The following is a 22523-nucleotide window of genomic DNA, read 5'->3' as shown; positions in this document are numbered from 1 at the left end:
CTGTTGTTGGACGAGCCTGAGGTGTACGGGTTGCCGCCTGATCCGGTCGTGACCACCCGTGACCTGCCGGCGATGTGGAAACGCGCAGGCCTCGCGGCTCTCGCCATGGCGGCGGCCACCGTCGCCGCGTTCGTCGTCGGAGGCTCCTCGTGAGTCCGCACCGCCGGGAGGTCGGTGAGCTGTTCCGCCGCTTCCGCGACCGGTTGACCGCCGAGGACGACAGCGCCGGTGGTGTCCCGGGGGCGACGGTCCACGGCGGACCGGCGGGCGCGAGAGCGGACCTGTCCACGCGGGGGGAGAGGGGGCGCGCCGGCCGACGGCGCGGCGGACGCGGCGGCGGCGAGGAGCTGCGGGTGCCGGAGGCCGAGTTCACGTCGTACTACGGCCGGCCCATCCTCAAGGCGCCGGTGTGGAAGTGGGACATCGCCGCGTACCTGTTCACCGGTGGTCTGGCGGCCGGTTCATCGCTGCTGGCCGCCGGTGGGCAGCTCAGCGGACGACCCGCGCTGCGCCGCGCCGGACGGGCCACCGCGCTCGCCGCCGTCAGCGCCAGCACGGTCTTCCTGATCCGGGACCTGGGCCGGCCGGCCCGCTTTCACCACATGCTCCGGGTGGCCAAGCCGACCTCGCCGATGTCGATGGGCACCTGGATCCTCAGCGCGTACGGGCCGGCCGCCGGTGTCGCCGCGATCGCCGAGGTCGCCGGTGTGCTGCCCCGCCACGGGGTCCTGGGACTGGCCCGTCGGGCGTTGCCGCCGGTCGGGCACGTCGCCGGGCTGCTCGCCGCCGGCACCGCGCCCGCGCTCGCCACGTACACCGGGGTGCTGCTCGCCGACACGGCCGTGCCGTCGTGGCACGAGGCGCACCCCGAGTTGCCTGTCATCTTCGCGGGCAGCGCGCTGGCCAGCGGCGCCGGCGTGGGTCTGCTCGCCGCGCCGCCGTCACAGACCGGCCCGGCACGGCGGATGGCGGTGGCGGGCGCGGCCCTGGAGCTGTACGGCGCGCACCGGGTGGAGACCCGCCTCGGCCTGCTCAGCGAGCCCTACCGGCTGGGCCGGCCCGGTCGGTTGCTGCGCGCCGGTCGGCTGTTGACCGCCGCCGGGGTGGCCGGCGCCGTGCTCGGACGACGCAGCCGGCTGGTCGCCGCGCTGTCCGGCTCGGCTCTGCTGGCCGCCTCGGTCGCCACCCGGTTCGGCATCTTCTACGGCGGTGTCGCCTCCGCGAAGGACCCGCGGTACACGGTGGTGCCGCAGCGCGAGCGCCTCGACGCCCGGCGCGGCAGCATGGATCTTCCACCTGAACCGGCGGGGCCGCCCGCAGTGTGATCGAATGGCCGGTGGAGGCGTTCAGGCGGCTGGTGCCCCTCCCGGTCTTCAAAACCGGTGTGGTCCGGGACCCGGGCCAGGCGGGTTCGATTCCCGTCCGTCTCCGCCAACCCGCATCAGGAGATGACGTGATGGGCGACGGTCCGGTGGACCCGCGACGTCGGGTACCCCGCACCGACACGCTGCTCGCCGACCCCCGGCTGGCCGCAGCCACCGCCACGCTCGGCCGGGACCGGGTGAAGGCTGTCGTCGCGCGGGCGCAGGAGCGGGCCCGGCACGGCGAGATCGACCCCGAGTCCGTCCGGGACGCCGCAGTCGCCGCGTTGCCGCCGTCCGGCCCTCGCCCGGTCCTCAACGCCACAGGCGTCGTGCTGCACACCAACCTGGGCCGCGCGCCACTGTCAGCGCAGGCGATCGCCGCGGTGGTCGCCGCAGCCGGGCACACCGACGTGGAACTGGACCTGGGCACCGGCCGGCGGGCCCGCCGCGGCCGGGACGCCCTCGACGCGCTCGCCGCCGCCGTGCCCGACGCCGAGGCCGTGCACGTGGTCAACAACGGCGCGGCCGCCCTGGTGCTGGCCGCGACCGGGCTGGCCGCCGGCCGGGAGATCGTGGTCAGCCGGGGTGAGCTGGTCGAGATCGGCGACGGTTTCCGGCTGCCCGACCTGCTGGAGAGCACCGGCGCGCGACTGCGGGAGGTCGGCACCACCAACCGCACCACCCTCGCCGACTACGCCGCCGCGATCGGTCCGCGGACCGGCTTCGTGCTCAAGGTGCACCCGTCGAACTTCCAGATCACCGGGTTCACCTCGGCCGCCGGAGTGCGGCAGCTGGCCACCCTCGGTGTGCCCGTGGTCGCCGACATCGGCTCCGGACTGCTGCGCGCCGATCCGCTGCTGCCCGACGAGCCGGACGCCGCCAGCACCCTGCGCGACGGTGCCGCGCTGGTCACCGCCAGCGGCGACAAGCTGCTCGGTGGGCCGCAGGCCGGTCTGCTGCTCGGTGCCGCCGACCTGGTCGATGGGCTGCGCCGCCATCCGCTGGCCCGGGCGGTACGCGTGGACAAGCTCACCCTCGCCGCGTTGGCGGCCACCCTGCACCACCCGGACACGCCGACCCGCGTCGCGCTGCACGCCGACCCGGGCGTCCTGCGCCAGCGGGTGGAACGGCTGCGGGACCGGCTCGGTGTCGACGGCCGCAAGGCCGAGGTGGTGCCGGCGGTAGCTGTGGTCGGCGGCGGTGGCGCTCCGGGTGTCGAGTTGGACTCGTGGGCGCTGAGCCTGCCCGAGCGGTACGCGACGCCGCTGCGCACCGGAGATCAGCCGGTGCTGGGTCGGGTGGTGCGGGGCCGGCTCCTGCTCGACCTGCGCTGCGTACCCGCCGACGCCGACGAGGCGGTCCGAGCGGCGGTGCTGCGCGTCCCCGACGGGGACGACTGAGCATGTTCGTCGTCGCCACCGCCGGGCACGTCGACCACGGCAAGTCGACCCTGGTCCGGGCGTTGACCGGGATGGAACCCGACAGGTGGGCCGAGGAACGCCGCCGGGGCATGACGATCGACCTGGGTTTCGCCTGGACGACGATGCCCTCCGGGGTCACCGTCGCCTTCGTCGACGTACCCGGGCATGAGCGTTTCGTGCCGAACATGCTCGCCGGGGTCGGCCCGGTGCCGGCGGCGCTGATCGTCGTCGCCGCCGACGAGGGGTGGATGCCGCAGTCCGCCGAGCACCTGGCCGCGCTCGACGCACTCGGTGTCGGGTACGGCCTGCTGGCGGTGACCCGCGCGGACCTGGCCGATCCGGGGCCGGCGACGGCGCGCGCCCGCGCCGAGATCGCCGCGACCAGCCTGGGCGCGGTGGACGCGGTGGCGGTCAGTGGCGTGACCGGCGCCGGCCTGCCGGAGCTGCGGGCCGCCCTGGACCGGTTCGCCGCCCGGCTGCCCGCGCCCACCGTGGACGGACCGGTCCGCCTCTGGGTGGACCGCAGCTTCACCGTCCGGGGCAGCGGCACGGTGGTCACCGGCACCCTCGGCGCCGGACGGTTGCGGGTCGGCGACGAGCTGGAGGTGGCCGGCGCCGACGAGCCGGTCCGGGTCCGGGGCCTGCACTCCCTCGGCCAGGCACGCTCCGAGGCAACGGGCGTCGGCCGCGTGGCGGTCAATCTGCGCGGTACGCCCCGCGACCGGCTCGGCCGCGGCGACGCGCTGCTCACCCCGGGCCGCTTCCACCGCACCGACCTCGTCGACGTCCGGCTCACCGGCGACCCGGCGGCCGATCTGCCGGCCACGCTCACCCTGCACGTCGGGTCGGCGGCGGTGCCGGTGCGGGTGCGGCCGCTCGGCCCGGACACCGTCCGGCTGCGGTTGGCCCGCGCCCTGCCGCTGCTCGTCGGCGACCGGGCGCTGCTGCGCGACCCGGGGCGGCACCACGTGGCAGGCGGGGTCCGGGTGTTGGATGTCGCGCCGCCACCGCTGTCCCGTCGGGGTGCCGCCGCCGCCCGCGCCCAGGTCCTGGCCGACCTGGACGGTCGTCCCGACCTGGCCGGCGAACTGCGCCGCCGTCGGCTGGTCCGCGCCGACACGATGATCCGGATGGGTGTGCCGGTGACTGTCGCACCGGTGGTCGGTGACTGGCTGGCCGACCCGGAGCACTGGCGGCGCCTCGGCGACCGGTTGACCGAGGAGGTCGCCCGCCACGCCCGGGAGCACCCGCTGGAGCCGGGCATGCCGGTGGACGCGCTGCGGCAACGCCTCGCCCTGCCCGACCGGGTGCTGGTCGAGGCGCTGGTCCGCCCGCCGCTGCGGGTGCACGCCGGCCGGGTGGCGGCCGCCGGCGCCGACGCGCTGCCCGAACCGGTCGCGCTGGCCGTGCAGCGGGTCCGCGCCGAGTACGCCGAGCGGCCGTTCCGCGCCCCGGAGGCGGACCGTCTCGTCGACCTCGGTCTGGGCCCCCGCGAGATCGGGGCAGCCGTACGCGCCGGCGCCCTGCTGCGGCTCGCCGACACGGTCGTGCTGCTGCCCGACGCGCTCGACGACGCGGTACGGGTGCTGGCCGGGTTGCCGCAGCCGTTCACGCTCTCCGCGGCCCGGCAGGCGCTGGACACCACCCGGCGGGTGGCGGTGCCGCTGCTGGAACTGCTGGACCGTCGCGGCGCGACCCGCCGCCTGCCCGACGACGCGCGGATCGTCGTCACCTGACCGACGCGGCCGGACGGTCGTGCCGGCCAACCGGCCCCCGGGCCGACGATGGTCACCTACCGTGACGCCATGGACCCTTCGGCGGTCTGGCGGGACCGGCAGCACCAGTGGCGGATCGAGGCGTACCGCGCGCCGGATCTGCGGTTCGCCATCTACGCCACGAACGGCACCACCGAGTCGGTGCCGCTGTGGCTGTTCGGCATGGCGGCGCTGGCCCGCTGGCTGATGACCCACTCCATCTCGCTCGACGACCTGGAGGTCGACTGAGCCTCGGAGGGCGGGAAACCGCGCCACGGCCGGCTCGGCTGCGGTTGAGTGACCTCAGGCGGGCGGACGGGGGTGCACGATGGGCGGTCAGCTCGGGCAGCTGGCACTCGTGGCCGTCCTGGTGCTGGTCAACGCCGCGCTCTCCGGCAGCGAGATGGCACTGGTGACGCTGCGCGAGGGGCAGTTGCGGCGGTTGGGTCGACGGTCCCGGTCCGGTGACCGGCTGGTACGGCTGTCCCGCGACCCGAACCGCTACCTCGCCACCATCCAGCTCGGCATCACGCTGGCCGGTTTTCTCGCGTCGGCGGCGGCCGCGGTGTCGCTGGCCGGGCCGCTGGTCGGCCCGCTGGGTTTCCTGGGCGCGGCGGCGCGTCCCGCCGCGGTGCTGGTGGTGACGGTGCTGCTGACGTTCGTCACGCTGGTGTTCGGGGAGTTGGCGCCGAAGCGGCTGGCGATGCAGCGGGCGGAGCGGTGGGCTCTGCTCAGCGCCGGCCCGCTGGACCTGCTCGCCCGGTTGTCCCGACCCGCGGTGTGGCTGCTCAGCCGCGCCACCGACGTCGTGGTGCGGCTGGCCGGCGGCGACCCGCGCGCCAACCGGGAGGAGATGACCGAGGACGAGCTGCGCGAGATGCTGGTCAGCCAGCGCGGCCTGTCGGCGCAGCAGCGGGAGATCCTGACCGGCGCCTTCGACATCGCCGGCCGGACGCTGCGCGAGATCCTGGTGCCCCGGCGGGAGGTGACCGCCCTGCGGGCCGACCTGGGCGCCGACGAGGGTGTCCGTCGGCTGGCCTCGGCCGGGCGTTCGCGCGCGCCGGTCACCGGCCCCGGCGGCCTGGACGAGGTGACGGGCGTCGTGCACATCCGGGACCTGGTGCGCGCCGGTGGCGGCACGGTCGGGCAGTGCGGGCGGGCGCCGCTGCTGCTGCCGGTCACCCTGCCGGTCGCCGACGCGTTGCGGCAGCTGCGCCAGGAGCACCAGCAACTGGCGCTCGTGGTCGACGAGCACGGGGGCATCGACGGCTTGGTGACGATGGAGGATCTGCTGGCCGAGGTGGTCGGCGAGCTGTACGACGAGACCGACCGGGACGTGCACGACGTGACCCGGGAGCCGGACGGGTCGCTGCTGGTGCCCGGTGACTTCCCGCTGCACGACCTGCCCGACCTGGGCGTACGGCTGAGTTTTCCGCTGTCGCGGGAGTACACCACGGTCGCCGGTCTGGTCCTGGCGCGGCTACGACACCTGCCTAGCGAGCCGGGGGAGACGGTGCGCCTGCCCGGACTCACGCTGGAGGTGGTGGAGGTGGCCGACCGGACGGTGCGGCGGGTACGGCTGCGCGGGTTCTCGAGCGAACGCTGACCCTCATCCCCCAACCGGGGGATAAAAGACGTAAAGGGCGCACACCGGTCGGTGTTCGCCTACCGTGCGGTACGTGAAGGACCGAGGGTTGCGTACGTTCGTCACGGTGCTCGCCGGCCTCGCGGTGATCTACTTCGGCAGCACCGGCCGCAGCCCCGAGGAGGGCGGCGGCATCTCCGGCGGGGTCGTGGTGCTGGCGCTGCTCGCCGCGCTGCTGGTGTGGCACCTCACCCGGCCGGGCGACAAGACGGTCAAGTGAGCCTCAGCGGGCCGCCACGCGGGTGACCTCACCGGCGGACTCCTCGCCGAGCGCCACCCGCACCAGCGCCGAGGCCAGCCGGCCGAAGTCCGGCTCGTCGACCAGCCCGGCCAACCCGCCCGGTGATCCCGGCAGGCCCAGCCTCTTCGCCCCGGCCAGGGCCCGACGATCGGCGTACGGGCGCACGTCGGACCAGACCGTCTGCGCCTCGCGCAGGTAGATGTCCGCGCCGGTGGGGCCGATGCCGGGGAACTCGGTGAGCAGCCGGCGCAGCCCGGCCGGGTCACCCTGGGCTTCACGGTGCAGCCGCCGCAGGTCACCGTGCCAGCGGTCCAGGCACAGTCGGGCGCCGGTGCCGAGCATCGTCGCCGTGCGCTCGTCGTAGCGGCGGTAGTGTCCGCGACCCAGCGCGTCGACCCGCTGCTGCCAGCTGGCCGCCTCCATCGCCTGCGGCGTGCGGTAGCCCGCGGCGAACAACTCCCGCGCGGCGTCCACCGCCACGCACGCCCGGATCCGGGTGCTCAGCAGGGTGGCGAGCACCAACAGCTGGTACAGGGGACCGGGTTTGTCGGAGAGCCGGATGCCGGCCTCCTCCGCGTACGTGTCGCCACGGCGGTCCAGCAGGACCCGCACCACGTTCCGATCGTCGCCCACCCCCTGCGGGTACCCGGCCGGCGGGCGCCTAGCCCTCCCGGCGGGCAGCGGGACCGGAATGCCGCCGGACCGGACGGGTATGCCGCCGTGGAGGCGGCCGACGCCGCCCGCCGCACCCGGAGGGAGACACTCGTGGTCAACCCGCAGCAGGAGGAGTTCCGGCGTAACGCCAAGGGCGCCACCAGCCAGGACAGCAAGGGGCCCCAGCCGACCGGGCATCCGCGCAACCGCGGCTCGTCGCGCGGGGACGCCGGCCGGCCGGTGCCCAAGGGGCAGGTGTCGCCGTACGGCCCGGCCGGCGAGCCGGTGGCCGAGGACGACAGCGACACCCGGGCCTAACGACCTCGATCCGACGGCCGCCGCAACCTGTTCCAGGTGGCGGCGGCCGTCAGCCCGTACGCCAGGTGCGGAATGATGTCGGAGAGCCAGTCGGAGCGCCGCCACGTGCGCGGATCGCTGATGCCCAGCGCGGTGATGGACCCGTCGGTCATGGTCATCACACCGGCGCCGAGGACCCCGGTGGCCATCGGCAGCGGCTGCCGCCGGCCACCGGCCCAGAGGGCGAACGCGACGCCGGCGGCGATGCCCAGTCCGTAGCCGATCAACGGGCCGAGGCCCGAGCGGCGGTTGGCCGCCCGGGCCCCGGACCCCAGGCTCACGTGCGCGATACCGGCCAGTCGATCGATCGTCTCGCCCGGGACGTCACTCTCCGGGCGGGCCCGCAGCGCCATGTCGAGATAGCTGACCACGTTCAGCGCGGTGCTGCCGACGGCGCCCGCGATGGCGCCGTCGGCCAGGTCCACCCGCCTCACTTCGGATCGCCCGGTTCGCGCTCGCTCTTGGGGCCGTACGTGCGCTCACCCCGCACCACGCCCCGCTGGCCGCGATCCTCCTGCAGGATCCGGTTGGCGACCTGGTTGGCCTTGCCGTCGGGTACCCGTCGTCCGGAGTCGTCGATCGCGTTGCGCATCCGTGCCCGCTGCTTGTCGTACGCGTTGCTGCCCGGCCGTGGTCCTGGCATGTGCCGCCTCCTTCGTCCGTTGGCGTACCGCGGCCGTCTACCCGTCTGGCGGCGGGCCAACCCCGGGCTCATCGAGGGCCGCGCACCACGGCGACGGGGCACCGCGCGTGGTGCAGCACGGACTGGCTCACCGACCCCAGCAGCAACCCGCTCACCTCGCCGCGCCCCTGCCCGCCTACCACCAACAGTTGGGCGGTGCGGGACGCCTCGGCGAGCACCGCTCCGGCGCGGCCGTGCACCGCCCGCCCGGTCACCCGCAGACCGGGGTGTCGCTCGGCCAGCCCGTCCAGGGAGTCGGCCAGCTCGCGTTCCTGCTCGTCGTGCAGCCGCGTCTCGTCGTACACCAGGGGTTGCATGTCGCCGGGGCCGCTGCTGCCCGGATGCCGGTAGGCGCGCACGGCCCGCAGCGGCACGCCGCGCGCCTCGGCGGTGTCGGCGGCGAACTCGGCGGCCAGACCGGCGGCCGCCGAGCCGTCCATCCCGACCACGACCGGCTCGTCGGGCCGTTGCTCGCCGCGGGCCACCAGCACCGGGCAGTCGGCGTACGCGGCGACCTGGACCGCCACCGAGCCGAGCACCAGCGCGGCGAAGCCGCCCAGTCCCCGGTCGCCCAGCACGATGAGCGCGGCGGTGGGGGATTCGCCGACCAGCACGGCCGAGGCCTCGCCGTCGATGATCTCGCCGGAGATGGTGAGCCCGGGCGCGGTCGCCTCGGCCTCGGTCACGGCGGCGGCGACGAGTTCCTCGGCCTGGTGGCGCAGCCCGCCGCCGGGTGGGGCGCCCGGCGCGGGGGAGTCCGGCACGTGCAGCAGCGGCCAGATGAACCCGTGCACCACGCGCAGCGGCCGACGCCGGCGCACGGCCTCGGCGGCGGCGAGGCGCACCGCGCGCAGGGACGGCTCGGAGCCGTCCACTCCGACCACCACCGCCGCGCTGTTCGCCGAGTTCACCGGCCACCTCCCGCCCGTCCCACTATCGCGCCCGGGCGGGGCGCGGCGCAGCCATACCGCCGCGCCTGCCGGTCGGTACGCTGGCGAGCACCGGACGAAGAGGGAGCGTCGTCGATGGGCGAACCGGATCAGCCGAGCACCGCACGCATGATCGACTACTGGCTCGGCGGCGCCGACCACCTCCCGGTGGACGTGGCCGCCGCGACGGCCTTCGAGCAGGCGTACGGGCCGTGCGCGCTGATCTTCCGGGAGCTGCGGGCGTTCCTCGGTCGGGCGGTGCGGGCGATCGCCGCGCAGGGTGTGGACGGTTTCCTGGTCTTCGGCGCCGGAGTGCCCACGATGGGCAACGTGCACGAGGTGGCCCCCGAGGCGACCGTTCTCTACACCGACGTCGACCCGGTCACCATCCGGCTCGGTCAGCGCATCCTGGCCGGCAGTGACCGGGCCGGCTACGGGTTCGGCGACGCCACCGACATCGGCACGATAGACCCGGCTCAGCTGCACCGGTTCGTTCCGGGGTGGGGGCGGCGACCGGTCGGGGTGGTGTTCCTCGGGCTCGCCGCGTTCCTCGACGACGACACGGTGCGGCACACCTTCGACGAGTTGTACGCGGCGGCGGCGCCGGGCAGCCTGCTCGCCGTGGACTTCGACACCGAGGAGCTGGCAGCCCATCCGCAGGCGCTGGCGATGATGGGGCCGACGTTCCGGATGCGTCCGCCGGCCGCGTTCGCCCCGCTGCTGGGCCGGTGGGCGCCGACGGCGGACGGGGTCGTACCGGTCAGCCGTTGGCGTCCGGACGGCGCGCCGGCCGAGGTGCCCGACGCGTTCTACGGTGCGCTGGCGGTCCGTGGCGACGACTGACCGCGGCGACGGGCTGTCCGGGGGCGACCGTATGATGCTTGCCCTGTAGCAAGTTTCTGGAGGACGCATGGTGGACGGGCCGGACGTGGTGTCGCGCGCGCTGCGTGAGGCTCCGCCCGACCAGCTGGCGGAGGCGGCGGACGGCGCGATCCGTTCGGCGCTGGGCGCCGTACGCACGGACGTGTTCGTGGCCGACTATCGGATCAGCGGCCTCTGGCCGGTGCTGGATCCGGACCTGCCGGCGGCCGGGTTCCTCGCCTGTCACACCGTGGCGCAGCGCTGCTTCAGCAGCCAGCAACCGGTGCACGACCTCACCGACGAGGGCCCGTGCCGGCTGTACCTGCCGCTGACCGCGTGGGGGGAGCGGCTCGGCGTGCTGCTCATCGAGCTGTCGTCCGCGCCGGGGCCGGCCCTCACCGGGCTGGCCACCGACATCGCCGGCGCCCTCGCGGTGGCGATGCGGGCGGCGGACCGGGTGACCGACCGGTACCGCCGGGCCCGTCGCCGCGAACGGCTCAGCATGGCTGCCGAGATGCAGTGGGATCTGCTGCCCGGGCGCAGCGTGTCGCACCGCGCGTTCCATCTGGCCGGCCAACTCGAACCGGCGTACACGGTGGGCGGTGACCACTTCGACTGGTCGCTCGACGGTGACCGGCTCACCCTGACGGTGCTCAACGGCGAGGGCAGCGGTCTGGCCGCGTCGATGCTGACCGCGGTCACGGTGAACGCGATGCGCAACGCGCGCCGGTCCGGCGGTGGTCTGGTGGAGCAGGCGGAGCTGGCCTCGGACACCGTCTTCTACCAGCACCGGGGGCGCCGGTACGTGGCCACCCTGCTGCTGGAGGTGGACACCCGCACCGGGCGGGTACGGGTGGTCGACGCGGGGTCGCCGCACCTGCTGCGGGTGCGTGGCGCGGTGGTCGACCCGGTGAAGGTGGAGCAGCAGATGCCGCTGGGCATGTTCGCCGAGACCCGCTACGAGCTGCAGGAGTTTCAGCTCGAGCCGGGGGATCGCGTGTTCGTGGTCAGCGACGGGGTGTGGGCGGCCGAGCCGCCGGGGCAGGAGCCGTACGGGCAGCGGGCGATGGCGCGTTCCCTGCGCGCCACACGCTTGCAGCCGCCGACCGAAGCGGTTGGTACGGTGATGCGCGAACTGCACGCCTACCACGCGGACTCCGATCTGCGCGACGACGCAGTCGTGGTCTGCCTGGACTGGCACGGTCCGCGCGAGCGGAACGGCGGGTGAGGATCGCCGCCGATTCGTCGGGCGGGCACCAGCGCGACGACGGCAGGGGACATCGGGTGGAGCGACCTGGGGATCTCGCCGCGGCGATCGCCGCGGCCGCCGAGACGATGGTCGCCGTGCTCGAATCGGCGGCCGCGCGTCATCAGGTGCCGCCGACGCAGCTGCGGGTGCTGATGTTGATCAGCGGCCGGTCGGAGACCAACGTCAACCGCCTGGCGGAGCTGCTGGACGTGGGGCCGTCCTCGGCCAGTCGGCTCTGTGACCGACTGGAGGCGACGGGTCTGCTGCGTCGGGTGGCCGATCCCCGGGACCGGCGGGAGGTGCGTCTGGTGCCGACGGCGGCGGCGCAGACACTGCTGCGGGAGTTGGCCGAGCGGCGGCAGCGGGCGGTGCAGGCGGTCCTGGACCGGATGCCGGCGCGGACCCAGCACGAGGTGTTGGCGGCGTTGCTCGCGTTCGGTCGGGCGGCGACCCAGTCGGTGCCGGAGCAGCAGTCCGATCCGGCGGTGCAGACGGCCTGAACGGCCACCCCTTCCACTAGTATCCTAGGACGCTCTACGCGTGGTGATCCACGCCACAGTGCGGCACAGCCGCACCAACCGGCAAGCGGCGGGGCCGGGCAGGCCAGGGGGAGCCCGATATAGTGGCAGCGCACTGAGCCGGCCCGTGATCATCGAGATCGCGGGCCGCGTCAGGGAAGAGGGCCCCGTCCGGGGCCGCAGGGGGAGCCGGCGGTGGCCGGCCCGACAGCGCGTACGACCTCCGCGTCCGCCCGGGTGGATCGGAGCGTGCCGCGAAGGAGGTTCGGTGTCGCCTCGGCCGGCTCGGGCAGAGCACCCGCGAGACACCGGCGACCAGACTCCCGGCGACCAGGTGCTCACCCTGCCCAACCTGATCAGCTTCGGGCGGCTGCTGGGCGTACCTCTCTTCCTCTACCTGTTCCTGGTGGCCCGCGCGGACGTGGCGGCGGTCGTCGTCCTGGCCATCGGCGGCACCACGGACTGGGTCGACGGCTGGATCGCCCGGCGGCTGCGTCAGGTGAGCCGCCTCGGTGAACTGCTCGACCCCCTCGCCGACCGGCTCTACATCCTCGCCACGCTCGTCGCCTTCACCGTCCGGGAGGTGGTGCCGTGGCAGTTCACCGCGGCGCTGCTGGCCCGGGAGGTGCTGCTGCTCGGCTCGCTGGCGGTGCTGCGCCGCTACGGCTACGGCCCGCCACCCGTGCACTACGTCGGCAAGACCGCCACGTTCCTGCTGCTCGCGGCGTTCCCGGTGCTGCTGTTGGCCACCGAGTGGAGCGCGGCGGCGACGGCGACCGCCGCGATCGGCTGGGGCCTGGCCTGGTGGGGGCTGGTGCTCTACTGGGTGGCCGGCGGCATGTACGTGGTGCAGGCGGCCCGGCTGGTGCGCGCGGCGCGCGGCCCGCGAGCGGCCGCATGAGCGCGCCGCGGCCCGGGGGCGGTCGGCAGGACCGGGTGTACGCGCCGGACTTCCTCACCGAGTTGTTCCGCAATCCGTTGGATCCCGGGTACGCCGACGCGGCGGCCGCCCGTCGTGGTGCGGCGTCGCCGCCGCCCGCCAAGGGCTGGCGGGCCGTGTCGGTCCGCTCGGTCAGCCTGGTCGTGGTGGTGATGCTGGGCTTCCTGTTCGCGGTCGCGTACCGGCAGACGATGGCGGACGAGCCCGGGCGCAGCCAGGCGAGGTCGGGCCTGGTGGCGCAGATCAAGGAGCGCGAGAGTCAGACCGACCGGTTGTCCACGCGGGCGGACGAGCTGCGCGAGGAGGTCGGTCGGCAGCGGGACGCGGCGTTGAGTGGCTCGGCGGCGGCCCGCCTGCGGGACCTGGAGGCGAGCACCGGGCTGGGTCGGGTGCGCGGTGACGGTGTGGTGGTGCGGTTGGCGGACGCGCCGGACAAGGCGGACGCGGTCACCGGCGCCGGCGCGGGCCCGCCTCGGGTGCTGTACAGCGACCTGCAGGGCGTGGCGAACGCGTTGTGGAGTGCCGGCGCGGAGGCGATCGCCATCAACGGGCAGCGGTTGACCGCGACGTCGACGATCCGGTCGGCGGGTGAGGCGATGCTCGTGGACTTCCGGCCGGTGACCGGTCCGTACGAGGTGTCGGCGATCGGTCCGTCGTCGATGCGGCGCAAGTTCGACGACAGTCGTAACGCGGCGCTGATGCGGGAGGTCGCGCAGAAGACGGGTCTGTCGTTCGGTGTGCGCAAGGCCGACGACCTCACCCTGCCGGCGGCGCCGGAGCCGCAGCTACGCTACGCCAAGCCGTCGGTCAGCCCGAGCCCTTCCGTGTCGGGTGGCCGGTCCGGCAGTCCCGGGTCGTCCGGTTCTCCGGCGACCGTTAGCCCCTCCGGAGGTGGCCGATGATCGCGGTGCTGGCGTTGCTCGCCGGTGTGGTGCTCGGTGTGTGGCTTGATCCCACGGTGCCGGCGGCGTTGCAGCCGTACCTGCCGATCGCGGTGGTGGCCGCGTTGGACGCGGTGTTCGGTGGGGTGCGGGCCAAGCTGGACCGGATCTTCGATGACAAGCAGTTCGTGGTGTCGTTCATTTCGAACGTGCTGGTGGCTGGTCTGATCGTGTATCTGGGTGACCAGTTGGGTGTGGGCGGGCAGTTGTCCACTGGTGTGGTGGTCGTGCTCGGTGTGCGTATCTTCGGCAACGTGGCGGCGATCCGTCGGCACCTGTTCCGGGCGTAGGTTTGGATGCGATGAGCGACGAGCAGACCGAGACGGGGACGGGCTGGCCGCAGCCGGCGGGGCCGGTGCGTCCGGGTGGTCCGGCGGGTGAGCCGGATCCGCGGCCGGATGCGCCGGATCCGGACGAGTTGAGTCCGCTGGCGCCGCACGAGCCGGTGCCGTCGGTGGACGAGCCGGCGCCGGCCGACGATGGTGCGACCGTCGACCTGGGCGGGGTGTCGCGGTCGGCGGAGTCGGAGGCGTCGGCTGCGCGGCCGGTCGAGCAGGCGCCGCCGGTGGTGGAGCCGGCGCCGCCGGCGGGTAGGTCCCGGCTGAGTACGGCGGGTGTGATGATCGTGGCCCTGCTGGCGTTGTTGGGTTTCACGCTGGTGGTGCAGTTGAAGACGACGTCGACGGATCCGACGTTGGGGGCGACGCGTCAGGAGGACCTGGTGCGGATCCTGTCGGATCTGGATGCGCGGGAGAGTCGCCTGCAGCAGGACATCCGGGCGTTGGAGGACAGTCAACGGCAGTTGGCCTCGGGTGAGCAGGGTCGTCAGGCGGCGTTGGACGAGGCGACGCGGCGGGCGGACGAGCTGGGCATCCTGGCGGGGACGTTGCCGGCGGTGGGGCCCGGTCTGACCGTGCAGTTCTCCAGTGGTGGCAAGCCGGTCTCGGCGGACCAGGTGTTGGACGCGGTGCAGGAGTTGCGGGGCGCGGGCGCGGAGGCGATGCAGATCTCCGGTGGTGATCGGGCGACGGTGCGGATCATCGCGTCGACGTTCTTCCTCGACGGGGAGAACGGGTCGTTGGTGGTGGACGGGCGCCGGTTGGCGGGTCCGTTCATGATCACGGTGATCGGTGACCCGGCGACGATGCGTACGGCGTTGAACATTCCTGGTGGGGTGGTGGCGTCGGTCCGGGGTGACGGCGGTAACGTGACGTTTGGGGAGCGTGAGGTTGCCGAGGTTTCGGCGCTGCACGCGCCGATCAAGTTGGAACACGCCCGTCCGGTCTCCTGACCGGCGCGGCCGCGCCGGACCCGGGTGGTCCGGGGCACGATGGATGAAGGACGCGTCTGGTGATTCCCGAGGATCTGCGATACACCGCCGAGCATGAGTGGGTGGCGGGTGACGGCACCGGTTCGGTTCGGGTCGGCATCACGCACTTCGCGCAGGACGCGTTGGGCGACATCGTGTACGTGCAGTTGCCCGAGGCGGGTGCGGTGGTCGCGGCTGGTGACTCGTTGGGTGAGATCGAGTCGACCAAGAGCGTGTCGGAGATCTACGCGCCGGTTGCCGGTACGGTGGCGGCGCGTAATGAGGCGTTGGGTGACACGCCTGAGCTGATCAACACTGATCCGTACGGTGCGGGTTGGCTGGTGGAGATCACTCCGAATGATCCGACGGCGACGGACGGGTTGCTGACGGCGGCTGCGTACCAGAAGATCACCGAAGGCTGAGTGTGCTTGATCCGGTGCGTGTGATGTCTGCGCGCGTCCGGTTGCCCTGCATTTCGGCGCTGGCTAGGCTCGCCCAGTCGACCGAGAACCCAATAGTTGAGCGTTGCGGAATTGCCTTCCCGGGCACGGGGAGCCAGCCGCCGGGTGTGCATATGCCCGGCGGCCAGACCCGCCATTACCCGACGCCGACCGAACAGATCCGTGAGGTGGTCCCATGACGCGCCCAGACGACGAGTTCCCCCCGCTCGACGTCACTTCGACGCTCAATCTCGGTTCGCTCGACGAAGTGCTGGAGGGGCCGGACACCGATGTGGTGCCGAGCCGGATGTCCGGTTCGTTGCCGCCGGGTATGGCGCTGCTGGTGGTTCGTCGCGGCCCGAATGCGGGTGCCCGGTTCCTGTTGGACCACGATGTGACGACGAGTGGCCGGCATCCGGACAGTGACATCTTCCTCGACGATGTGACGGTGTCGCGTCGGCACGCGGAGTTCCACCGTGATGGTGGGACGTTCACGGTGCGGGACGTGGGCAGCCTGAATGGCACGTACGTGAATCGTGAGCGGGTCGAGGCGGCCACGTTGAGCAATGGTGACGAGGTCCAGATCGGTAAGTTCCGGGTGGTGTTCATCGCCGGTCCGCGCCCGGAGGAGGAGGCCGGCCGGGGGTGAACGAGCCTGCGGCCTCCACGCCACCCGGGGCGGCCCGGTCCCAGCCGCTGATGAGCATCGGTGAGGTGCTGGGTCAGTTGCGGGTGGATTTCCCGGACACGACGATTTCGAAGTTGCGGTTCCTCGAGGCCGAGGGTCTGGTGGAGCCGCAGCGGACGGCGGCGGGTTACCGGAAGTACAGCTGGGACGACGTGGCGCGGTTGCGGTTTGTGCTGTCCGCGCAGCGGGACAGGTACCTGCCGTTGCGGGTGATCCGTGAGCAGTTGGCGGAGTGGGATTCGTCCGGTGAGCAGCCGGGGCGTACGCGGCCCGCGTTGGTCGCGGTGGGTCCTGATGGTGCGGTGCCGGGCCGTGAGTCGCCGGAGCCGGCCGAGTCGCAGGTGCGGCTCGGCCGGGCGGATCTGGTGGCGCGCAGTGGGATCGACGAGTCGACGTTGGTGGAGTTGGAGCGGCTCGGTGTGCTGGTGCCGGATCCGCCGGGGTGGTACGACGCGGATGCGTTGATCATCGCGTCGGCGGTGGCGGGGTTGGCGGCGTACGGGTTGGAGCCGCGGCATCTGCGGGGTTACCGGACGGCGGCGGACCGGGAGGTTGGTTTGTTCGCGCAGTTGGTGGCGCCGTTGGTGCGGCAGAGTGATCCGGCGGCGCGGGCGCGGGCTGCGGAGACGGCGCGGGAGTTGGCGGCGTTGTCGGAGCAGTTGCACGCGGCGTTGGTGCGGGTGGGGCTGCGGTCGACGTTGGGTCGGTGACGGGGGCCTCGGTGGGCGGCGGTGGTGCGGAAAGATCTCTTTCCGGAAGCGTGCCGTAGGCTTGCCGGGGTAACCCCTTTCTGGCGCGGACGTGGTGCTGTAGCGCATGGGACGGCCGTGTCGCGGTCCGTGTACCGTGCAGGGAAGGGCGCGGTGCGTAGGTTGACGACGACACGGAGGCGGCGGTGCGCGAGCTGAGCGTGGTCGGAGTTCGGGTGGAGCTGCCCAGCAACCAGCCGATCGTCCTGCTCAGGGAGGTCGAGGGGGACCGCTATCTGCCGATCTGGATCGGCGCGGTCGAGGCCACGGCTATCGCTTATGAGCAGCAGGGGGTCAAGCCGGCCCGGCCGTTGACGCATGATCTTTTGCGGGATGTGTTGACGGCCCTGCAGGCGCCGTTGCAGGCGGTGGAGATCACCGAGCTCAAGGAGAACGTCTTCTATGCTGATCTGTTGATCGGCGATGGGGTGCGGGTGTCGGCGCGTCCGAGCGATTCGATCGCGTTGGCGTTGCGTGTCGGGGCGCCGATTCGTTGTGCGGAGCAGGTCCTCACTGAGGCGGGGATCGTGATTCCCGACGAGCAGGAGGACGAGGTGGAGAAGTTCCGCGAGTTCCTGGAGCAGGTGCGTCCGGAGGATTTCGCGGGCTGAGGTTCCGCTCGTGGGCGGGTGTCACTGCGGGTGACGCCGCGTCTGGTTGGTGATCTTTCTCGGTGGCTGCGCGGCGTGTCGCGTCGGTTCCTCCGTGGTAACCCCTGAGGGTGGCGATAGGGTTGCCGTGTCGAGGGGTGCGCGTCCCGGAAACGACGCGTCGCCGCACTGACGGGGAGGTTGTCCGGATGCACGAGCCACAGGATCCTGATCCGGGTACACAGTTGGGTGGGCCGGGTGCCTCGTCGTCGGGTGCGGCGACTGAGGGTGACGGTTCGGTGGGCTACCGGGGTGTGACGGCGTGCCACGCGGTGGGCATCAGTTACCGGCAGCTGGATTACTGGGCGCGTACGACGCTTGTGGTGCCGAGCGTGCGGGACGCGTCGGGTTCGGGGACGCAGCGGTTGTACTCGTTCCGGGACCTGGTGGTGTTGAAGGTCGTGAAGCGGTTGTTGGACGCGGGGGTGTCCCTGCAGAACATCCGTAAGGCGATCGAGGCGCTGCGGTCGCGTGGGGTGGAGGATCTGGCCGGGATCACGCTGATCTCCGATGGGACGACGGTGTACGAGTGCCGGTCTCCGGAGGAGGTGGTCGATCTGTTGCAGGGTGGCCAGGGTGTCTTCGGTATCGCGATCGGTGGGGCGTTCAAGGAGATCCAGGGGTCGTTGTCGCTTCTGCCGGCGGAGCCGGCGGCGAGTGGTCCGGTGGAGCCGGTGGTGGAGTCGGATCCGGTGGGTGACGAGTTGGCGGCGCGGCGGGCGCGGCGGCGGGCGGGCTGATCGGCGGTGCGCCGGTTCCGGGTTGTGGAATCGCCCGGTTTTTGAGGTCCGCTTTTTTGGGGCGCTGGTTGGTGACGGTGGGTCAGCGTTGCCGGCGTGCTGTGGGGCTGCGGGTGTTCCGGTCCTTCGTGGATGACTCTGGGTGTCGTCGTGGTGGCCCGTTGTGGACAGTGGGTGTGCTGTCGTGACGGTGTGTGGCCGCGTGTTGTCGGGAATCCGATAGGGGGGCCCTGACCGGAGGCTTCCGGCACGCTATGGTCCGTCACGGTCCCCGGTGTGTCGCCGTGGCACGACGGTGTCGCCCGGTGGTCCGTTGCCCCTCCGCGCCGACGCCGCGCGCCCCTCACCTCGGAAGGAAAGACCGTGACGGTTACGGAAGAAACCGCTCCCGTTTCGCATTACGAGCGCATCGGCGGTGCCAGTTCGGTCAAGGCCGCCGTTGATCTGTTCTACGGGCGGGTGCTCGCCGACCCGGAGTTGGCGGGTTACTTCACCGGTGTGGACATGGTGGGTCAGCGGCGGCACCTGACGTTGATGTTGACGGTGGTGCTGGGTGGGCCGAACGAGTACGCCGGTCGCGGGTTGGCCGAGGCGCATCAGCCGTTGAACATTCCGGTGGAGCACTACGTGAAGGTGGGTGAGCACCTGGTGGCGACGTTGACCGAGCTGGGTGTGCCCGCCGACATTCTGGCTCACGTGCAGACCGTGCTGGGTGAGGTGCAGGACCAGGTCGTGGCTTCCGGGAACCGTCCGGGCGTCTGAGCGTGGACGCGGCCCGACTCAAGCAGAGTTGGTCCCTGGTCGCCGAGCACGGTGACCAGGTGCCGCTCTACTTCTATTCGACGTTGTTCCTGGCCCATCCCGAGACGCGGCAGATGTTCCCCACGAACATGGCGGGGCAGCGCGACCGTCTGGTGACCGCGTTGGGGCACATCGTGTCCAACGTGGACCAGGTGGATCGGCTTGTGGGTTTCCTGCAGGACCTCGGCGCGGACCACCGCAAGTTCGCGGTGCGCGCGGAGCACTACCCGGCCGTCGGTGAGGCGTTGCTGGCGACGTTGCAGCATTTCCTGGCCGAGCAGTGGACCGAGGAGTTGGCGCAGGACTGGGCGGCGGCCTACGGGTTGGTCGCGCAGGTGATGACCGAGGCGGCGCAGGCCGCCGAGGCGGTCAATCCACCCTGGTGGGTGGCGGAGATCGTGGCGCACGAGCGGCGGGCGTTCGACGTGGCGGTGCTGACGGTGCGTCCGCAGTACCTGTTGCCGTTCACGGCCGGCCAGTCGATCGGGGTGTCGCATCCGTCGGTGCGGTCGTGGCGGTACTACTCGCCGGCGAACGCGCCGCGGGCGGACGGCACGTTGGAGTTGCATGTGCGGGCCGCGCCGGGTGGTGCGGTGTCCTCACGGCTGGTGTACGGGTCGTCGGTGGGGGATCAGATCCACCTGGCGGCGCCGGTGGGGGATCGGCTGGCGTTGTGGGCGGCGGGTTCCGGCGATCTGCTGCTGGTGGCTTCGGGTACCGGCTGGGCGCCGGTGAAGGCGCTGGTGGAGCAGGTCGCCGCGGAGGGTTCGCGCCGTCGGGTGGACCTATACGTGGGTGCGCGTTCGCGAAGTGAGTTCTACGACAGCGACGCGATCGACAAGTTGGCGTCGTCGTACCCGTGGTTGACGGTGACCTACGTGGTGGGTGCCGACGGGAGCCGGCCGGGGGAGTTCGTGCACGCGGTGGATCGGGCGCTGGCCGACGGTGACTGGCGGTCTCGACACGTGTACCTGTGCGGGTCGGACGAGATGGTTTCGTACGCGGTGCAGGCGTTGGCCCGGGCGGGTTTCCACGCGGGTCAGGTGCATCACGAGGGCCTGGGCAAGCAGTGGTACGGGCCGGCTTGGCGGACGGCGGTGGATCAGTCGACCGTCGGTGACACTTCCGGAGGTGGGCTCAGGTGAGCGCGACGCCGATCAGTCGGTATGACGGTGTGCAGGTGTCCGGTGGGGTGCAGGTCCGGATGACCGCGGACCGGGTGCGGCGGTGGGAGTTCGGTACGGCGCCGTTCGCGCGGCGCGGTTACGACAACGCCGACGTGGACCGGTTCCGGATGCAGGTGGCCGACGAGTTGGATCTGTTGGCGACGCAGATCGCGGGTCTGCGGGCGGAGAACGAGCGGCTCACCGACCGGGTGGAGTTGCACCGGCACGGGGTGATCCCGAGCGCCGGTAACGCCGCGAAGGTGCCGGCGGCCAAGGAGGTGAATCTGCTCTCCGCGGCGCAGCGGGAGGCGGAGCAGATCATCGCGCAGGCGCACGACTACGCGCGGCGGGTCGCCGAGTACGCGCGGGTGCAGTACGAGAGTTACATGCGGGCCGCGGCGGAGGAGGCGAAGCAGGAGGCCGAGCGGGCGGTGGCTGATTACCGCAGTTCGGCCGGTGCGAGCTTCGACGACACGGTGGCGACCCGGGAGGCGTTGCGGATCTTCGGGGAGATGATGGTGTCGCACATGCAGGCGGCGGCACGGCATCTCGACGACGGCAGTGAGCAGTTGGCGCGGACGATGGATCGGATCGCGAAGGAGACTCCGGGTGCGCCGTTCGCCGCGGGTGCGGCGGCGGGGCAGGCGGCGTTGCCGCGGCACCACCGCTGACCGCGGGGTGGGGTCCGCCGACCGGGCGGGTCCCACCCGGTCGGCGGGAGGTTGGGCCTGGTCACCGGCGGGGCGTCCGGGCGACCTCCTGGTCCTTCGTGTCCGAGGTGGGGAGCGCGGCAGAGCCGAGCAGGGCCAGCTTTTCCGCGTCGCTGGAGCCGGCGTCCGGGTGGTAGACGATCAGCATGAGGTCGTCGGCGCCGTTGATCGTGAGTCGTTCCCGGTTGAGGGTCATCTCGCCGACCTGCGGGTGATCGAGCCGAAGTGGGGTCCCGCGCTGTCCGCGCACCTCGTGCCGGGCCCAGAGCTGCCGGAACCGCGGGCTGGCCAGCGACAGCTCGCCGGTCAGTTCGATGAAACGGGGATCGTCGACGTCGGTTCCCACGGCCTGGCGCAGGTTCGCCACGAAGCACTCCGTCACGTTCTCCCATTCCGGGTGCAGCGCCTGCTCGGCCGGGTCCAGGAACAGGTCCCGCAGCTGGTTGCGGCCGACGGCGAGGCCGGGTGAGAGCGCCGTGGCCAGGCGGTTCACGGCCAGGATGTCGAAGTAGCGGTCCTCGATGAAGGCAGGCTGCGCGAGGCTGTGCAGGAGCTTCAACGCTCCCGCCGGTGGTGTCTGCCTGCGTCCTCGGCGCCTGCGCCGCCGAGGGACCTGGGCGACGAGGGTCAGCAGGTGGGCGAAATGGTCGTCGTCGAGGTGCAGCACGCGGGCGATCGACTCGAGCACCTGGACCGAGGGGTTGCGGTCGCGGCCGCGTTCGAGCCGCAGGTAGTAGTCGGCGCTGATGCCGGCGAGCATGGCGACCTCCTCGCGCCGCAGCCCCGGCACGCGCCGCACACCGACGTCGGGGATGCCTGCCTGCTGCGTGGTCACCAGCTCGCGGCGGGCTCGCAGGTAGGCCCCGAGGGCGTTCGTCGACTCGCTCATGCAAGCGACGGTAGCTCCGCGCGCACCGGTTCGAGGGGGTCCTGTCGCACCCCAGGCTGAACAGGGCTCTGGGTGAGCCGGTGTGCCGCTCCTACCGTTCACGACGGCCCGTGTGGGCCACGCGTCCCGAAGGGGGAGTCATGACCGTCACACTGATCACCGGAGCCAACAAGGGCATCGGGTACGAGACCGCCCGGCAGCTGCTGCAGTTGGGGCACCAGGTCTACGTCGGCGCGCGGGACGCCGAACGCGGCAGGAAGGCCGCCGCCGAGCTCGGCGCCCGGTTCGTCCAGCTCGACGTGACCGACGACGCCTCGGTCAGCGGCGCACTGGCGGCGATCGACGCCGACGAGGGTCGTCTCGACGTCCTGGTGCACAACGCCGGGGTCCTGGAGACGGCGCTCGACGGTCCCGCGGCGCTGCGGTCCTTCGACACGAACGCGGTGGGCATCGTGCGGGTCACGGAGGCCGCGCTGCCCCTGCTGCGCAGGTCCGCGAACCCCACAGTCGTCACCGTCTCCAGCAGCGCCGGATCGTTCTGGGCGGTGACCAACCCCGAGCGGCCGGAGTTCCATCTGCCGCTCGCGCTGTACGCGGCGTCGAAGGCGGCGGCCACCATGCTGACGGTGCAGTACGCCAAGTCGCAGCCGGGCATCAGGTTCAACGCCGTCGAGCCGGGCGCCACCGCCACCGACATGACCGCCGCCTTCGGCATCGGCCGGCCGGTCGAGGAGAGCGCCCGGGTCGTCGTGCGCCTGGCCACCCTCGACGGGACGGGCCCGACCGGCACCCTGCAGGACGAGGCGGGGCAGCTGCCCTGGTGAG

Annotated in this window: 28 protein-coding genes, 1 tRNA gene and 1 pseudogene; 25 read left to right on the top strand and 5 right to left on the bottom strand. The window is 72.7% G+C overall.

The window, feature by feature from the left end; translation table 11 throughout:
• From ABZS77_RS22110 to ABZS77_RS22075, 8 genes and pseudogenes are all read left to right on the top strand, one after another.
• A pseudogene (locus ABZS77_RS22110) lies at positions 1-153 on the top strand (4Fe-4S ferredoxin); the annotation flags it as partial.
• Positions 150-1325 (top strand): NrfD/PsrC family molybdoenzyme membrane anchor subunit, encoded by a 1176-nt coding sequence (gene nrfD, locus ABZS77_RS22105; RefSeq protein WP_354825756.1) that lies wholly within the window; start codon positions 150-152, stop codon positions 1323-1325. The pseudogene ABZS77_RS22110 and the gene nrfD, both read left to right, overlap by 4 nt.
• Positions 1326-1338: 13 nt before the next feature.
• Positions 1339-1434: transfer RNA gene (locus ABZS77_RS22100), tRNA-Sec, on the top strand.
• 22 nt (positions 1435-1456) lie between these two features.
• Positions 1457-2764 (top strand): L-seryl-tRNA(Sec) selenium transferase, encoded by a 1308-nt coding sequence (gene selA / locus ABZS77_RS22095; protein WP_354825753.1) that lies wholly within the window; start codon positions 1457-1459, stop codon positions 2762-2764.
• Positions 2765-2766: 2 nt separating this feature from the next.
• Positions 2767-4521 (top strand): selenocysteine-specific translation elongation factor, encoded by a 1755-nt coding sequence (gene selB / locus ABZS77_RS22090; RefSeq protein ID WP_354825751.1) that lies wholly within the window; start codon positions 2767-2769, stop codon positions 4519-4521.
• Between the two features lie 69 nt (positions 4522-4590).
• Positions 4591-4788, top strand: a complete 198-nt coding sequence (locus ABZS77_RS22085; protein WP_354825748.1) for a hypothetical protein — start codon at positions 4591-4593, stop codon at positions 4786-4788.
• Between the two features lie 79 nt (positions 4789-4867).
• Positions 4868-6145 (top strand): hemolysin family protein, encoded by a 1278-nt coding sequence (locus tag ABZS77_RS22080; protein ID WP_354825745.1) that lies wholly within the window; start codon positions 4868-4870, stop codon positions 6143-6145.
• Between the two features lie 73 nt (positions 6146-6218).
• Entirely contained in the window at positions 6219-6404 is a 186-nt protein-coding gene (locus ABZS77_RS22075; RefSeq protein ID WP_354825773.1) for a hypothetical protein, read from the top strand.
• A 3-nt stretch (positions 6405-6407) separates the two neighbouring features.
• On the opposite strand, the gene ABZS77_RS22070 is transcribed toward ABZS77_RS22075, so the two are convergent.
• On the bottom strand, positions 6408-7058 hold the full coding sequence (locus ABZS77_RS22070) for a hypothetical protein (RefSeq protein WP_354825742.1): 651 nt from the start codon (positions 7056-7058) through the stop codon (positions 6408-6410).
• An 87-nt stretch (positions 7059-7145) separates the two neighbouring features.
• Between ABZS77_RS22070 and ABZS77_RS22065 the strand changes: the two genes are divergently transcribed.
• The gene (locus ABZS77_RS22065; RefSeq protein ID WP_354825739.1) at positions 7146-7397 is read left to right on the top strand and encodes a hypothetical protein; all 252 of its coding nucleotides are present in this window, start codon (positions 7146-7148) and stop codon (positions 7395-7397) included.
• Here the strand turns inward: ABZS77_RS22065 and ABZS77_RS22060 are convergent.
• The 3 genes from ABZS77_RS22060 to ABZS77_RS22050 form a co-directional block, all read right to left on the bottom strand.
• Positions 7394-7870 (bottom strand): hypothetical protein, encoded by a 477-nt coding sequence (locus ABZS77_RS22060; protein WP_354825736.1) that lies wholly within the window; start codon positions 7868-7870, stop codon positions 7394-7396. The two genes, ABZS77_RS22065 and ABZS77_RS22060, sit on opposite strands and share 4 nt — an antisense overlap.
• Positions 7867-8079, bottom strand: a complete 213-nt coding sequence (locus ABZS77_RS22055; protein ID WP_007460364.1) for a hypothetical protein — start codon at positions 8077-8079, stop codon at positions 7867-7869. The genes ABZS77_RS22060 and ABZS77_RS22055 overlap by 4 nt, the downstream gene beginning before the upstream one ends.
• Positions 8080-8147: 68 nt before the next feature.
• A complete protein-coding gene (locus ABZS77_RS22050; protein WP_354825733.1) occupies positions 8148-9029 on the bottom strand; it encodes a universal stress protein in 882 nt (293 codons plus the stop codon).
• Between the two features lie 114 nt (positions 9030-9143).
• Between ABZS77_RS22050 and ABZS77_RS22045 the strand changes: the two genes are divergently transcribed.
• From ABZS77_RS22045 to ABZS77_RS21975, 15 genes are all read left to right on the top strand, one after another.
• Positions 9144-9890: an SAM-dependent methyltransferase gene (locus tag ABZS77_RS22045; protein WP_354825731.1), complete on the top strand. Its 747-nt coding sequence runs from the start codon at positions 9144-9146 to the stop codon at positions 9888-9890.
• A 67-nt stretch (positions 9891-9957) separates the two neighbouring features.
• A complete protein-coding gene (locus ABZS77_RS22040) occupies positions 9958-11136 on the top strand; it encodes a PP2C family protein-serine/threonine phosphatase (RefSeq protein ID WP_354825729.1) in 1179 nt (392 codons plus the stop codon).
• 56 nt (positions 11137-11192) lie between these two features.
• Positions 11193-11657, top strand: coding sequence for a MarR family transcriptional regulator (locus ABZS77_RS22035; protein ID WP_354825726.1), 465 nt, complete (start codon positions 11193-11195; stop codon positions 11655-11657).
• Between the two features lie 286 nt (positions 11658-11943).
• Positions 11944-12576 carry a CDP-alcohol phosphatidyltransferase family protein gene (locus ABZS77_RS22030; RefSeq protein WP_354825724.1) on the top strand — a complete coding sequence of 211 codons (633 nt, stop codon included), beginning with the start codon at positions 11944-11946 and terminating at the stop codon, positions 12574-12576.
• On the top strand, positions 12573-13517 hold the full coding sequence (locus tag ABZS77_RS22025) for a DUF881 domain-containing protein (protein ID WP_354825722.1): 945 nt from the start codon (positions 12573-12575) through the stop codon (positions 13515-13517). The genes ABZS77_RS22030 and ABZS77_RS22025 overlap by 4 nt, the downstream gene beginning before the upstream one ends.
• Positions 13514-13846, top strand: a complete 333-nt coding sequence (locus tag ABZS77_RS22020) for a small basic family protein (RefSeq protein WP_007460356.1) — start codon at positions 13514-13516, stop codon at positions 13844-13846. The genes ABZS77_RS22025 and ABZS77_RS22020 overlap by 4 nt, the downstream gene beginning before the upstream one ends.
• An 11-nt stretch (positions 13847-13857) precedes the next feature.
• Positions 13858-14847, top strand: a complete 990-nt coding sequence (locus tag ABZS77_RS22015; RefSeq protein WP_354825718.1) for a DUF881 domain-containing protein — start codon at positions 13858-13860, stop codon at positions 14845-14847.
• Between the two features lie 59 nt (positions 14848-14906).
• Entirely contained in the window at positions 14907-15287 is a 381-nt protein-coding gene (gene gcvH / locus ABZS77_RS22010) for a glycine cleavage system protein GcvH (RefSeq protein WP_139582086.1), read from the top strand.
• Between the two features lie 214 nt (positions 15288-15501).
• Entirely contained in the window at positions 15502-15954 is a 453-nt protein-coding gene (locus tag ABZS77_RS22005; protein WP_007071101.1) for an FHA domain-containing protein, read from the top strand.
• Between the two features lie 50 nt (positions 15955-16004).
• Positions 16005-16703 (top strand): MerR family transcriptional regulator, encoded by a 699-nt coding sequence (locus ABZS77_RS22000; RefSeq protein WP_354825770.1) that lies wholly within the window; start codon positions 16005-16007, stop codon positions 16701-16703.
• A gap of 185 nt (positions 16704-16888) precedes the next feature.
• The gene (locus ABZS77_RS21995; protein WP_354825715.1) at positions 16889-17353 is read left to right on the top strand and encodes a bifunctional nuclease family protein; all 465 of its coding nucleotides are present in this window, start codon (positions 16889-16891) and stop codon (positions 17351-17353) included.
• Positions 17354-17541: 188 nt separating this feature from the next.
• The gene (locus tag ABZS77_RS21990; protein WP_354825712.1) at positions 17542-18132 is read left to right on the top strand and encodes a MerR family transcriptional regulator; all 591 of its coding nucleotides are present in this window, start codon (positions 17542-17544) and stop codon (positions 18130-18132) included.
• A gap of 363 nt (positions 18133-18495) precedes the next feature.
• Positions 18496-18894 carry a group 1 truncated hemoglobin gene (locus tag ABZS77_RS21985; protein ID WP_354825710.1) on the top strand — a complete coding sequence of 133 codons (399 nt, stop codon included), beginning with the start codon at positions 18496-18498 and terminating at the stop codon, positions 18892-18894.
• A 2-nt stretch (positions 18895-18896) separates the two neighbouring features.
• A complete protein-coding gene (locus tag ABZS77_RS21980; RefSeq protein ID WP_354825707.1) occupies positions 18897-20078 on the top strand; it encodes a globin domain-containing protein in 1182 nt (393 codons plus the stop codon).
• Complete coding sequence (locus ABZS77_RS21975; protein ID WP_354825705.1) at positions 20075-20770, top strand: DivIVA domain-containing protein; 696 nt, start codon at positions 20075-20077, stop codon at positions 20768-20770. The genes ABZS77_RS21980 and ABZS77_RS21975 overlap by 4 nt, the downstream gene beginning before the upstream one ends.
• A gap of 61 nt (positions 20771-20831) precedes the next feature.
• Here the strand turns inward: ABZS77_RS21975 and ABZS77_RS21970 are convergent, their stop codons facing one another.
• Positions 20832-21698 carry a helix-turn-helix transcriptional regulator gene (locus ABZS77_RS21970; protein ID WP_354825702.1) on the bottom strand — a complete coding sequence of 289 codons (867 nt, stop codon included), beginning with the start codon at positions 21696-21698 and terminating at the stop codon, positions 20832-20834.
• Between the two features lie 140 nt (positions 21699-21838).
• On the opposite strand from ABZS77_RS21970, the gene ABZS77_RS21965 reads away from it, so the two are divergent.
• Complete coding sequence (locus ABZS77_RS21965; RefSeq protein ID WP_354825699.1) at positions 21839-22522, top strand: SDR family NAD(P)-dependent oxidoreductase; 684 nt, start codon at positions 21839-21841, stop codon at positions 22520-22522.
• Position 22523 lies beyond the last annotated feature (1 nt).

This window comes from Micromonospora sp. NPDC005298, assembly GCF_040607375.1.
Classification (GTDB): Bacteria; Actinomycetota; Actinomycetes; order Mycobacteriales; family Micromonosporaceae; genus Micromonospora.
Note: the sequence above shows the minus strand (reverse complement) of the source record. Positions and strands in the feature narration are given on the sequence as shown.